This is a genomic window from Wolbachia endosymbiont of Leptopilina clavipes, from assembly GCF_006334525.1.
Classification (GTDB): domain Bacteria; phylum Pseudomonadota; class Alphaproteobacteria; order Rickettsiales; family Anaplasmataceae; genus Wolbachia.
Genome location: NZ_QJHA01000007.1, coordinates 1 through 13,499 on the forward strand (window position 1 = coordinate 1; position 13,499 = coordinate 13,499).

Consider the following 13,499-nt stretch of genomic DNA (forward strand, 5'->3'; position numbering starts at 1 on the left):
AACAGAAAGTATCATTGCTACGTGTTTTGACGGATCGTGGTACAGAGTATTGTGGCAGACCTGAAAATCACGCTTACCAGCTATATTTAGGGGTAGAAAATATTGATCATTCTCGAACCAAAGCTCGTTCTCCACAGACTAATGGCATATGTGAAAGGTTCCACAGAACTATGCAAGATGAATGTTACAATATTATCTTTAGAAAGAAAATTTACACCTCTTTGGCAGAACTTCAGTTAGACGTAGACCATTGGGTGCATTCTTACAATAGATCTAGACCGCATTCAGGTAAATATTGCTATGGTAAGACTCCTATGCAAACCTTTTTTGATAGTATGCATATTGCTTATCAGAAAAATATTGATAGCATTAAACAGGATGCTGATTTTGGTTTTGACTTTGTTAATTCTTCTGTCAGTTAATTCATGCTTGTCAGATTAAGTCTAGACTATTACAGCATATTGCTTATCAGAAAAATATTGATAGCATTAAACAGGATGCTGATTTTGGTTTTGACTTTGTTAATTCTTCTGTCAGTTAATTCATGCTTGTCAGATTAAGTCTAGACTATTACAAATAAACCATTGGTGGATTTTCTATCAACACATTATAGATATGATTTTCAAAAGGCGAAATTCTTTGGCATGGAGAGATTTTTTGAGGTGCACAAAAATGACTTTAAAGAAGAAAGAGTAGGAGTCCGAAATAATACACCAGTTTACTTTGTAGACTTTAATGTTGAAAAGAGGTACGCTCCTAAACTAAAATTACAGGCGTTTGTAGAGACAATTGGAAACGAGGGTGTAAACAGCAATCTTCATCACCCAAACACTGAACAAACTCAAGGAGCTAGTCAGTCTCTTAATTAAAGAGGGATACATGGAGACCTGCTGCAAAAACAAAAAGAGGTGTTTCTCACTTGTATAAAGTATTTTTAAACGTGATTTTTTAATATCATAATTACCATAAAAACTGGGGCTTTCCTTTTGCAGCAGTTCTTGAGTTCCAGCAACAGACCAATCCATTCCAAAACGAACTCTTCTCTCACTAGCCGGTTTTAGTTGTTGGGAATGGTTGTTTTATTTAAATTTTTAGTAATATATACTATTAAGTCAGTATTAATTCGTTAAGAACTTTCATTACAGATTATCAAAAAAACTTCTAAATAGGGATTGACAAGTTTTAGAGATGGAGTATTTTATGAAAAGTATATTGAGCTATTAATTTTTTATGTATAATAAATATGATAGTGAAAATATTTTTCTTTATATTATGAGGTAGCTGTTTTATTCAGAAAAAGATTTTTTTCTTACTTTGAAATTGAGTGGTTTTTATCGAGGGTTAAATGATTAATGAATTATTTGCTGCTGTACGTAGTGGAGATGCTAATCAAGTTGCGGATCTTATCAATAAAGGGGATGATGTTAATGCCAGGGACAATAGAGGCAATACTCCTCTACATTTAGCTGTTCTTGCAGATAAATTACAGGTAGTAGAAAAGCTTATAGAGAGAGGAGCTGATATTAATGCTAAGAATAATCATGGCGCTACTCCTCTGCACTGGGCTCCTCTTAATCAGAATGTAAGTATAGTAGAAAAGCTTATAGAGAAAGGGGCTAATGTTAATGAGAAGAATAAATATGACAATGTCCCTCTGCACTATGCTGCTTTTTTTAATGGTTGCTTAGGTACAGCAGAAAAGCTTATAGAGAAAGGAGCCAATGTTAATGCTAAGAACAATGATGGCGCTACTCCTCTGCACTGGGCTGCTCTTCATGATAATTTACAAGTAGCTGGTCTTTTTATAAATAAGCGTGCTAATGTTAACGCTAAAGATGAGAATGGTTGGACACCTTTGCATACTGCAGCTGCTCGTGGCAATTTGGGTGTAGTTAAGCTCATTCTTGATAAAAGTGATTATGTTGATGCTAGAGGAGCTTTAGCCGTAGCAAATACGCTTAATGAAGAAAACAGCTTAGAAATACGAAACCTTCTAGAAGAAAGAATAAGAAGAAATGAAGAAATCACCCAACATCTTAACTTGCAAGAAGAAAGCAGCTCCCTATCAACACGTGTCCATAATCGCCTCAGTATTGCACAAGAAGATGAAAATTCGTTGCAAAATGATAAGATAGGTCCTGATAAAATAGGAGTTACAAGCGGAACAAGTAAGCCATCTTCATTTATCAATATTTTTGCTTACACTACGGTAGATACTATTAAAGGTATTTTTTAGTTTGTTTCTTCTCCTTTTAAGGCAGCTATAAGTATGGAACCTTCTAAAGCTATTACAGTTCAAGGTATTGATAACAACGGTATACTTCTTTTATTAGATGTATTTATAAGGAAAATCACAGGTCAGAAGTATATTTCCACAGTAGTTCAGTCTATATCACCATTAGAAGCACAGGGCTATGCATTAAATATTATAGAGGAATTTGAGAAAGTAGTAGAGCAAGCTGCATTAAAAATTGGGATATCAATGCATCGGTTAAATATTGATTGTGTAGAAATGCAGAAAGAGGTTACCGCAAAAATCATGGGTGGTAAGTTTAATGACATTTCAGGAGTTTTAAACTCATATGTAGAGCAAGCATGCCACGATAGAGAAGCAGGTAAGTTAAGTCCAAAGAAGTTTAACAAATTTATGGTTATATTTAATAAGGAACTAGATTTAATAGTAAATCAATCAATGCAACAGATATTACACAATAGAGATAGTACATTAGAAGTTGAAGAACAGCAAATAAACTTAGAGCCTCAAAGTTATTTAAGTAATACTTCTGTTCAAGGTCATTTAATTCAGGATAGAGGTTTAATAAATCAAGGTAAGGCTTAATTCCTTAGCTTTTTGATTTCATCTAGTAAAAGGTTGGTAATTTGATCTTATAACATCAATGGGCACACCAGCCTTTATTTTGTATGCATTCAAGCAATGTGTGACTATTACGCCACCTAAAAAAATAATCATACACTGTCTTCCATAGAGGAAAATCTTTTGCTCTACTGGCAAATACCTTTCATTATGTATTGTATAACATTAATAATTGCTTATTTTGTGCTTTCTTGGCCACACCTTGTGCAACTCTTGGCTCAAGAAATTTCCATTCTTTGTCACTTACATCACCTGGATATATTTTTTACTGATCCTATCATATTATCTTCCTGATTTCCTTTCAAGATATGTTCTAAAAAGTAGAATCCGTTCAGCAGGGTGACAAAATAAGGTAGAAAAGACAGCCATAGAAATAAATGGTGTCATTCCAATATGATGCTTTCTCTGTCATCCCAGCACTTGACACTGGAATGACAACATTTTTGCTTCGATATTTACACATTAGCCATGCATCTGAACGGATACAAAAGTAGAATTTAGAATTCTATCTAAAAGGATACCGAAAAAGAGCAGGAGTCCTATCTGGGAATTATTTTTAAATATGGACATGCATTGATTAGAATCGTCTGGATTGAAATTTTTGTGTTGGTGGTGAAATATGAATCCTATGGCAAGTAAAGCAATATAAAAGATGTTATTTAATGATGATAGTATACCAGCGTACAACCATGCCATTAAGGATATTAAATAAAATCTTTTCAACCAAGATTTTGTTGTATTGCCAAAATATAATGCAGTAGATTTCATTCCTAATTTCTCATCATCTTTTTTATCTTGATGAGCGTATATAGTATCATAACTAAGCGTCCAAAAGACGCATCCTATATAAAATAGCAAGCATTCTATGCTAATCTGGTTTGTTATTGCTGCTGAACCCATGAGTGATCCCATGTTGAAAGTAAACCCTAAAAACAATTGTGGCCACCAAACGTAACGCTTTAGCAAGGGGTAGATAACTATCATGCACATTGAAATTATTCCAAGTATAAGAGTAGTTTTATTGGTTAATAATAAGATTAACAGGGCAATAGACAGTAACAGTGAAAGTAAAGCCAAAGCCTGCTTTATGTTTAATGCACCACTTGCAAGTGGCCTATATTTTGTTCGTTCAACGTGCGCATCTATTTCTCTATCGAAGATATCATTGATTATGCACCCTGCGGGTCTCATTAAAAATGCACCTATAGTAAACAAAACAAGGAGAAAAAGAGCTTGATACGATAGAGAAGTTGAGGCTAAAAGAATGCCGCTTAAGCTAGGAAATAGCGCAAGCCATAAACCTGTTAAACTGTGTATTCTCATTAATGAGAAATAATGGTTGAAATACATTAATTAAGTGTGATTATGTAATATTTTGCTTACATTGACAAAATTATCGAATGCTAAATCAGGCTTAAAAACTAACTCAGGTATAAATCGCAAATCAACATAACACAATATAGATTTACGTATTGACCATGCAGATTGGTTCATTTCATTAACAACAGTGCTGATATCATCATTATCATTTTGGATGTTTAATGAAGATAACACAATATATACATCTGCTTTCTTCAAATCTTTGCTTAGCTTTACATCAGATACTACTACTTTTTCATTAAGAACATTACCTTCCATTAAGACTTTTGATATTGCCCTGTGTAATACCGATGCTACTTTTAGATTTCTAATTTCCTTTTTCATATTCAACTACTATAACGTCCTTTCTTCTTGCACTAATTGATAAGCTTCCAAAATGTCTCCAACTTTAATATCGATATTACCCTCTAGCGATATTCCGCATTCAAAATTTACACCCACTTCTTTAACATCATCTTTAAATCTACGTAGTGCTTTTAACTTTCCTTCATGCACCAATTTGCTGCCACGTACTACCTTAATTAAAGAATCTTTTTTTATAACTCCATCAGTGACATAACATCCGATTATATTACCGGCTTTGGATGCATTAAATATTTGCCTTACAGATGCAGAACCAACACGAACCTCTCGTGTAACAGGCTTTAACATTTTAGTTAGATACATCCTCATGTCTTCAATAAGCTCATATATTATATTGTAAGTATGTATTTCTATACCTTTTTGTTTTGCTAATTCTCTTATTTTTGAATCCACTTTTACATTAAAAGCTAAAATTACTGCGCTTGATGCTTCTGCAAGCAGCACATCTGAATCTGTTACTCCTCCTACTGCTTTGTGTAGAATATTTAATTTCACTTGCTCTTTACCAAGCTTATCAATTGAGCTTGATATTGCTTCAATAGAACCAGTGACATCGCACTTTAAAACTACAGATAGTTCTTCTGTTTCACTATCATTACGACTGAATATATCTAAATTACTGTCGTCTAAATCTTCTTGCTTTTTCTTGATTAATTCTAACCTGTATTCAACAATTTCACGAGCCTGCCTTTCAGAGTTTACAACAACAAATTTATCTCCAGCATTTGGTACACCATTTAAACCAGTAACTTCAACTGGAGTAGAAGGTAGTGACGCTTTTTCTCTTTGACCAAGGTGATTAATCATACTGCGTACTTTGCTGTATGTTGTACCAACTATCAATATGTCACCAATCTTTAATGTTCCTTCTTCAACTATTAATGTAGCTGATATTCCTTTAGCTTTATCTATTTTGGACTCTATTACCCATCCAAGTGCTCGACAATCCTCTATTCCTTCTAGCGTCATTAATTCAGCAATTAATAAAATTGCCTCTTCTAGTTTATCTAAGTTGATTTTCTTTTTTGCTGATACTGGCACAATTATAACATCACCACCAAGTTCTTCGGGGATGAGGTCATACTGAGGCAAACTATTAATTATTCTTTCTACATCGCCAGGTTGTGATTTATCAATTTTATTAATGGCAACTATAATAGAGACATTTGCTGCTTTTGCATGGTTTATTGCTTCAACTGTTTGTTTCATGATTCCATCATCAGCTGCAACTACTATCACAACTATATTAGTAATATTGGCACCACGTGCACGCATTGCAGTAAACGCCTCATGCCCTGGTGTATCAATGAAAGTAATTTTTTGCTTATTTTTTGTCGTTAATTGATAAGCACCTATATGTTGAGTGATGCCACCTGACTCTCTTTCTGCAACATTGGATTCACGAAATGCATCAAGCAATGATGTTTTACCATGATCCACATGTCCCATAAAAGTAACGATAGGTGGTTTTGGTCTTTTAGGTAAGTTTTCTCTGTTGCTTATGAAGAGTAAATTCTTTTCTTTATCAGCATCACTTACTCGTTTAGCCGTATGATTAAATTTTTTTGCTATTTCGCATGCTATATCTGGATCTACTAGATCATCTACTCTATAGCTCTCCCCAACTTCTTCTTTGAGCATTTTTAGCACACTCTTGCTATCTTCTGCCATACGAATAGATAACTCCCTGATAGTTATTTTGTCTGGTATAATAACTTCTCTTGCTATATTTTTACCCTTAGTAAACTTTGATTGTTTACTTCTTATACCAAATTTTTGCTTAAATACAGGGAGGTGTTCATTTCTTTCATCTATTGCCTGTGTAATTACTAGCTTAGAATGCTTAGAGTATATATCTTTGCTAGCTTTAAAAGACTTTTTATCATTGTTCTCATATTCAATACTATCTTCTTTTTGTTCAACTGAGTTAGTATTACTTAAAACTTCCTTATTTATTTCTTTAGGTACAGAGTGTGATTCATTTTTATCTTCAGCTTCTTGATTGCTTTCTTCTTTTTTTATTTTCTCTTCTTGTTCTCTCTGATTCCTTTCTTTCAGCAAAGTAGCATTCTGTACAGCATTAATGCGGGAAATTTGTTCTTTTTCAGTTAAAGAGCCTAATTTACTCTCGTCAAATAAACTATATTCTTCTGCAGAATGAATTTTTCTTCTTTTTTTTACTATTGTAGTACCAGTACTTTGACTATCTAAAGAGTTTAAATTAATGTCTAATTTAAGCTTGCTTAAGCCTTGTAGGGTTAATTTTTTATTACTGATATCTTCATTATTCATATTGTTTTTATATTAATCCAAGCTTTTTACGTGCTTCTATGATTATTAAATCTGCTGTATCTTTTAGATTGTCTTTATTATTAGTTGAGGAAGAGAGTATGCTATAAAACTCATAATTTGATAAATCTGCTATGTCCTCTAAAGTTTTAATATTATGTTTACTAAGAGCAATTTTATTATCTATTGATAAGGCTAAGTTGATTACATCGTCTTCCATACCTAAATTTTTTAGCTCTTCTATTTTTCTATCATTCTCTGCTTTCAGGTAATTATTTGCTCTATTATGAAGTTCATTTGCAATATCTTCATTGAAGCCCTCTATTGAAGCAAGTTCCTTAATTGAAGTGTTAGATATATCTTCTACACTTGAAAAACCTTCTGTTACCAATAATTGGCCCATAATCTCTTCTAAGTTTAAAGCTTCAGCAAATAAAACTGAACATTGACTAAATTCTTTGTTTCTTCTTTCTGATTCTTGCTGAGTGCTTAATATCTCAATTTTCCATCCAACAAGCTCTGAAGCTAATCTTACATTCTGACCCTTTTTTCCTATAGCTAAACTCAATTGATCTTCAGCAACTATTAACTCTATACAATTTTCATTTTCGTCAATAATGACCTTTGATACTTCTGCAGGAGTAATGGCTTTAATAACAAATTGACCCAAATCTGATGAGTAATGTATGACGTCGATTTTTTCACCGTTTAATTCGTGTATAATAGTTTTTATTCTATCTCCTTTAACTCCAACGCAAGCACCTACTGGATCGATATTCTTATCAGGTGAAAAAACAGCAACTTTAGATCTTGAACCAGCGTCTCTAGCTATACCTTTAATTGTTATCAATCCGTCAGCAACTTCTGGTACTTCTTGATTCAACAATGCCTCTAAAAAGCCTTCATGAGTCCTAGAAAGAATGATTTGACGTCCATTGTCAGAGCGCTTAACAGCCTGTATGTAAGCTTTAACCTTATCGCCTTCACGAAATGACTCACCACCAATTAAGTTTCGTAAAGGGAGGTATGCTCCAATTCCGTTTATGTCTATAATAAGATCTGAATATTCTACTTGTTTAACGATGCCATACCTCATTTCTCCTACCTTATCTTTAAATTCCTCATATTGCTTTTTTAACTCTTCATTTTTGATTATTTCAGAAATCTTTTGCTGGGCAATTCTTGCTGAAACAAGATCAGTGTTAAGAGAAATCAACTCACTAATAGTATCTCCAACTTTTGCATCTTCTTTTATTAACTTAGCTTGTGTCAACTTAATTAAGTCACACTCATTTTCATTTGATTCATCATTAATGACTTTTAGTTGTCTATATGAGGTAACTTTGCCTGTGTTTCTATCTATATTAACTACAATTTTACTTTTGCTACCATACTTTTGTTGAGCTACTGCTTCGATAGCACTTTTAAGTGCATTTATTATAATATTAAAATCCAAACCTTTTTGAAGTGAGAGCTCTCCCGCTGTTTTTATTACATCAAGGCTTCCAACTATGTTATTCTTGTTGCTTTTCTGCTTAACACTGCTTTTACGATTAGCAATCATATAAATAAATCCAATTTAATTAGTTATAATTATAGCCCCAACAGGTAAAGAACGCTATCTTAAATGTTAAATGATTGCTAATTTAAGTCAAGTTTTTTCATGTCTTTGTATGATAAGCAATGCCGGAGTAAAGAATAAAGTTAAGACCGTTGCAGCCAATATTCCACTTGCTATGGTTGCTGAAATATCAACCCACCACTGGCTTGATGGAGCATCATATGTGATTTGTAGCGTAAAAAAACTGATATTTAACCTAGTAATCATCGGTATTAAACCAAGAACTGTAGTTGCAACGGTAAGTAGTATTGGCCTGATGCGAGAAATTGAAGCGTTTATTATACATTGCTTAATGTTATTTTTGCGCACCTTAATTTGCCGATGAAAGGCATCAAGCAATAGTATATTATTATTTACTATAATTCCTGCTAAAGCAATTATCCCCACTCCACACATGACAACTACAAAAACTTTCTGAATAAGAAAGAAAATGAAAAATACACATGTTGTTGATAAAAACACTGCTGTCATTACGATAAATGTATAGTATATGTTGTTAAACTGTGCCACTAGCACCAATATCATCAATGTAATTGCTAATATAAAAGCCTTTAATAAAAATGCTCCTGATTTTTGTTGATCTTCCTTATCACCTTTGAAATCAATCTTTACTCCTTTACTACAGTCTTGAGTAATCGAATTTTGAATGAACTTAACTCTTTCATCAACAAGATAGCCAGTATCAACGTCAGCAGAGATTGTTACTGTGCGTGATCCATCAATCCTACTTAGTTTATTTGCCTTTTTTTCGGGAACGTATTTCACTATGCTACTCATAGAATATGGTCCATTTGCTGTATTAATAAAAAGGTTATCTATAGTTTTCATGTTGCGATTCTTTCTGGGAAAGCGTAGTACAATATCAATTTCTTCATCTGCGTTATTTGGTCTATATTTTCCAATTAATACTCCATTTGTAACCATCTTTATAAAATCACCGATGGTTGCAACACTTACTCCAGAGCTTGTAGCCTTACTCTTATCAATACTCATATTCCACTCTATTTCAGGTGCTGATCTACTATCTTGAATATTTATAAATCCAGATGAAGGTTGGTCCATAATTTTTAGGATTTTCTCTGCTACTGAATTCAAGTTGGATGCACTTCCGCTTAAGTTAATTTGTATTGGCTTGTCAGCTGATGGTCCTGACTTTTGTTCCTGTACATCAATTATTACTCCTTTTATGTTTTGTACACTACTCCTTATATCATTTAGTATTTGCGTAGCTTTGCGCCTGCAGCGCCAATCTACAAGTTCCAATTGAATTTTGGCAATAACGTTGTCTGAAAATTTTCCTGATCGAGCATAAAAAACATAAATTTCCTTTTCAACACCCAAAATACGTTCTTCTACTTTCTTAAGTATCAAATCTCGTTCTTTGGCTGATAAGCTTTCTTTTACTTTAACGCTGATTAAAATGTTATCTGAATCTACATTCGGAAAGAACTTTAATCCAGGAGCAAAAGTAAAATATAATATACTAGACAAAAATAAAACAAACACAACAACACATACAAATTTTTTGGGGTGATCTAAGACTTTCTCTAACATACGTACATAAGTTCTTATTATAAGCCCAGTATTTTTTATCTCACCACTTTCTATAGCACTCATTCTTATTATTTCTTTTTTTGAAGTTATGGAAGGTTTACCAAATGTTGCACCAAGTGTTGGTATAAAAACCAAAGCCATAATTAGCGATCCAGTTAAAGTTAGAATTATTGTAATTGGTATGTGCTGCATAAATTTACCGACTGTATCGGGCCAGAGTAACAGAGGGAAAAACACTGCTAATTTAGTCAATGTTGATGATAAAACTGGATAGAACATATTATGAACTGAGGTGCAAAAGGCTTCTACTTTATCCATGCCACAAATCATCTTTCTATCAGCATATTCGCTGATTACAATTGCATCATCAACCAGCATGCCAACTGCCATAATTAAACTGAAGAGCACAACTATATTTAGAGTAATACCCATGAGGTAAAGAGCCATTATTCCTATTAGAAAGGAGCCAGGTATTGATAGTGCAACAAGAATAGCAGCCCTTGTTCCCATAAAGAGCATTATTATGGTTAATATTAGTAATACGGCAAATATTATACCATTTTCCAAGTCGTCAAGCACATCACGTACATTTTTTGACTGGTCATTCAAATAAACTACTTTTAAATTTTCAGGTAATTGATCTTTTGCTTTGTCCATTAAGTATTTTACTTGATTTACCGTGTCTATTATGTTTTTTCCATTACGTTTTGAAATTTCTAGTACAATGCTAGGTAGTCCATTAATACGAGCAAATCCTTGGTGATCCTCAAACCCAAGGTATACTTTTGCTATATCTTTGATTCTCAAAACTGCATCACTTTGAGATCTAATAGGAATATTCATAATATCTTCTATGTCTTTTAATAACCCTGATATTTTAATCGAATATTTACCGGTATCATTTTCTAGTGATCCGGCTCCTACCAATCTGTTGTTGTTTGATATAGCTTGAAATATCTCATTTGATTGAATGTTATATTTTGTTAGAACTGTGGGCTCAATTATAACTTCCACTGTTTCTTTACGCATACCTGCTACTTCAACTTTAAGAACATTTGGCAGAGATTCTATTTCTTTCTTTAGTTTGCGTGCTATTTCAGTTAAAGTTCTTTCCGGCAAATTACCAATCAAGCCAACGTTTAGTATCGGAAATAAGCTCAAGTTTATTTCATTGATTATTGGAGATTCTGCTTCAATAGGTAATTTTGATTTTATGTTTAAAAGCTTTGAACGGACATTATCGAGCACTTCTTTATTATCATACTCTGTTCTAAATTCGAGTATCATGTGAGCACCATCATTAGTTGCAAAAGCTCTCAATTCTTTTACACCTTCGATGGATCTTAGTTCATTTTCTATAGGAAGCACTAATAGCTTTTCACTATCCTCGACAGAAATACCAGGAAACCCGACAAATACGCTAATTATAGGAATCTGTATATCAGGATTGCTTTCTCTTGGCATTTTTATATAAGTGTATGAGCCGAAGGTAAAAATCACGATAAGCAATAATATTACTGTTCTATTCCTCTCTATAATTAAGCTTTTCATTCCGGACATTATACGTATTTACATCATATTATAGCTAAGATAAATTATATATTAATTAATCCTTATATAGCTTTATGTAAATGATTAAAATTTTTACAATTTTGCAAGCGTAAGAAAATTTCTATATAATATGACTTTAGTATGGTATTTGAGGGATTATTATGGTAGCAGTTTTAAGTGTGACAGAAGGCAAGAATAAAGTGATCGTATCTGGGTTGGTTGGTGTTTCATCAACTTTAGTATTTTTAACAGTGATTCACATTGCTGCAAAGATAGCCATTATAGTTACTGCTGCTGCAGTTACTTACGCATTACTTTCATTGCTTAATAAAGCAGGAGCTAAGTCTGTTAAAACTGATGATATGTCAGAAGATGAAGGGTATAGCAGTGTTGATGAAGGTGAAGAAAAAGATACCGTAAAAGAACCAAAAAGAACTGAAACTGAGCTAGAAGAAGAATTAAAAAATAAAAGAGCAGAAGAAGAAATGAAAAATGGACTACCTAAACATATGGATTTCAAAGGTAATTCACTTTCTAAAAGTGCTGATACTACAGATAGTCATTTCGTTTCTAGTGCTACAAATATTGTTATGGAACCTTTACCTAAACACATGGATGCACTTGGTAATCCACTTCCTGAGCAGCCACCGAGCAACCTTACCAATATAGGGCTTGGATCATCTAAAAGTACGCAGAAACTATCTGCTGCAGACTTGCTATTACAGTATGGGAATGTAAATAATGATGTGAGGAAAGTGCTAGAATGGCCAATTACCTCAAAGGAGTTTAATGGGTTAGGGTTTAACAGGTAGTTGCTATATCAAACTCTCCATCTTATATTGAGGATCAGATGCAATGCCATACACTCTATTTGGCGGAGCAATTTTGTTCTCTATACCAAAAACTATACCTTCAATTATTGCTGTGAGTACTTTTTCAAGGTTACAATCTGCTCCAGGAACACGGTGCTCTAGGCGGCATCTTTTGGAATCGTTGCCAAAATAGGGAATTCTTATCGCAGCAGTTCTGTTATTCACTCCCCAACTAATCGTAGTTGGAGTATGAATATCTGGGTACTGAAATCTTAAATATGAATCATCATTTGGAGCAAAAAACAACATATGTTTTTTCATCATTGCACATAATCCACCTATGCTGTGAATCAGGTGGTCACTATATTTTTGCTTATTGCCATAAAATAAGTTATTATTATTTGAATCCATGAGGCTAACATGTACATTTAGTGCGCTGCCTGCTCTATCCAAATAAGGTTTTGCTTTAAAAGAAACATTACCATCGAACTCTTGTGCTGTTCCAATCAGTAATTTTTTTACTAACTCAAAATGCATAATTAAATTATCAGGACTCGTATAACAATCACTTTTTATCTCGTATTGGTTTAAAGAACTCTCTTTCTCACAAAAAAATCCAAGAGAAGCTATTTTATTTTTGATGCTATTCAGAAATAAATATTCTTTTTTTATTCCCTCAGTGTAAAACTCCAGTTCAATACCGAATACAGTATTATGACTCAAATTACTTAATATAATCACAAATTTACTTCAATAAATTTATACTAAATCAGCTATATTTATACAAGTACTTTACTTATTTATCAGTAAATTTAATATCTTATTTATACATAATATATTACTATTTTTTAATAACATACTTCTAATCCTCGGTACAAGCGACATTTACAAATTGATTGTTTTTATTTCAAAAAAATGATCAATTTTAGTGCTTTTATACTCTTTACAACTCGTCAAAAAATCCTCATAATTTTAGATATGTATTAAGTAGTGTTAGCTTTTTATCTTACAGTAAGCTATTGATTATCTTGCATCTTTCTGATTATTGTTCTTT

Annotated in this window: 11 protein-coding genes; 5 read left to right on the plus strand and 6 right to left on the minus strand. The window is 33.0% G+C overall.

Features of this window, described 5'->3' with window-relative positions:
- The 4 genes from OUY_RS00675 to OUY_RS06200 form a co-directional block, all read left to right on the plus strand.
- On the plus strand, nt 1-422 hold a 422-nt coding region (locus tag OUY_RS00675), incomplete at its 5' end, for an integrase core domain-containing protein (protein WP_139686425.1).
- A 222-nt stretch (nt 423-644) separates the two neighbouring features.
- Nucleotides 645-869, plus strand: a complete 225-nt coding sequence (locus OUY_RS00680; protein ID WP_139686426.1) for a hypothetical protein — start codon at nt 645-647, stop codon at nt 867-869.
- A gap of 476 nt (nt 870-1,345) precedes the next feature.
- Nucleotides 1,346-2,236, plus strand: a complete 891-nt coding sequence (locus OUY_RS06195) for an ankyrin repeat domain-containing protein (protein ID WP_246038541.1) — start codon at nt 1,346-1,348, stop codon at nt 2,234-2,236.
- 33 nt (nt 2,237-2,269) lie between these two features.
- A complete protein-coding gene (locus OUY_RS06200; protein ID WP_246038543.1) occupies nt 2,270-2,839 on the plus strand; it encodes a latrotoxin-related protein in 570 nt (189 codons plus the stop codon).
- 498 nt (nt 2,840-3,337) lie between these two features.
- Here OUY_RS06200 and ubiA read toward each other — a convergent pair whose 3' ends face one another.
- From ubiA to OUY_RS00710, 5 genes are all read right to left on the minus strand, one after another.
- Nucleotides 3,338-4,225: a 4-hydroxybenzoate octaprenyltransferase gene (gene ubiA / locus OUY_RS00690; RefSeq protein WP_139686427.1), complete on the minus strand. Its 888-nt coding sequence runs from the start codon at nt 4,223-4,225 to the stop codon at nt 3,338-3,340.
- Between the two features lie 3 nt (nt 4,226-4,228).
- Nucleotides 4,229-4,579, minus strand: a complete 351-nt coding sequence (locus OUY_RS00695) for a ribosome-binding factor A (protein ID WP_006015187.1) — start codon at nt 4,577-4,579, stop codon at nt 4,229-4,231.
- Between the two features lie 9 nt (nt 4,580-4,588).
- Nucleotides 4,589-6,910 carry a translation initiation factor IF-2 gene (gene infB / locus OUY_RS00700; protein WP_139686428.1) on the minus strand — a complete coding sequence of 774 codons (2,322 nt, stop codon included), beginning with the start codon at nt 6,908-6,910 and terminating at the stop codon, nt 4,589-4,591.
- Nucleotides 6,911-6,917: 7 nt separating this feature from the next.
- Nucleotides 6,918-8,471, minus strand: a complete 1,554-nt coding sequence (nusA, locus tag OUY_RS00705) for a transcription termination factor NusA (protein WP_139686429.1) — start codon at nt 8,469-8,471, stop codon at nt 6,918-6,920.
- An 87-nt stretch (nt 8,472-8,558) separates the two neighbouring features.
- The gene (locus OUY_RS00710) at nt 8,559-11,633 is read right to left on the minus strand and encodes an efflux RND transporter permease subunit (protein WP_179949513.1); all 3,075 of its coding nucleotides are present in this window, start codon (nt 11,631-11,633) and stop codon (nt 8,559-8,561) included.
- A gap of 161 nt (nt 11,634-11,794) precedes the next feature.
- Here OUY_RS00710 and OUY_RS00715 point away from each other — a divergent pair, with 161 nt between their 5' ends.
- On the plus strand, nt 11,795-12,445 hold the full coding sequence (locus OUY_RS00715; RefSeq protein WP_063631240.1) for a hypothetical protein: 651 nt from the start codon (nt 11,795-11,797) through the stop codon (nt 12,443-12,445).
- A 3-nt stretch (nt 12,446-12,448) separates the two neighbouring features.
- Here OUY_RS00715 and OUY_RS00720 read toward each other — a convergent pair whose 3' ends face one another.
- Nucleotides 12,449-13,186, minus strand: a complete 738-nt coding sequence (locus OUY_RS00720) for a type I glutamate--ammonia ligase (RefSeq protein WP_007302792.1) — start codon at nt 13,184-13,186, stop codon at nt 12,449-12,451.
- Between the last annotated feature and the right edge of the window lie 313 nt (nt 13,187-13,499).

Coding starts and splice junctions, on each gene's coding strand:
- OUY_RS00680 (WP_139686426.1), top strand. CDS start 645: ATGGAGAGATTTTTTGAGGTGCACAAAAATGACTTTAAAGAAGAAAGA.
- OUY_RS06195 (WP_246038541.1), top strand. CDS start 1,346: ATGATTAATGAATTATTTGCTGCTGTACGTAGTGGAGATGCTAATCAA.
- OUY_RS06200 (WP_246038543.1), top strand. CDS start 2,270: ATGGAACCTTCTAAAGCTATTACAGTTCAAGGTATTGATAACAACGGT.
- ubiA (WP_139686427.1), bottom strand. CDS start 4,225: ATGTATTTCAACCATTATTTCTCATTAATGAGAATACACAGTTTAACA.
- OUY_RS00695 (WP_006015187.1), bottom strand. CDS start 4,579: ATGAAAAAGGAAATTAGAAATCTAAAAGTAGCATCGGTATTACACAGG.
- infB (WP_139686428.1), bottom strand. CDS start 6,910: ATGAATAATGAAGATATCAGTAATAAAAAATTAACCCTACAAGGCTTA.
- nusA (WP_139686429.1), bottom strand. CDS start 8,471: ATGATTGCTAATCGTAAAAGCAGTGTTAAGCAGAAAAGCAACAAGAAT.
- OUY_RS00710 (WP_179949513.1), bottom strand. CDS start 11,633: ATGAAAAGCTTAATTATAGAGAGGAATAGAACAGTAATATTATTGCTT.
- OUY_RS00715 (WP_063631240.1), top strand. CDS start 11,795: ATGGTAGCAGTTTTAAGTGTGACAGAAGGCAAGAATAAAGTGATCGTA.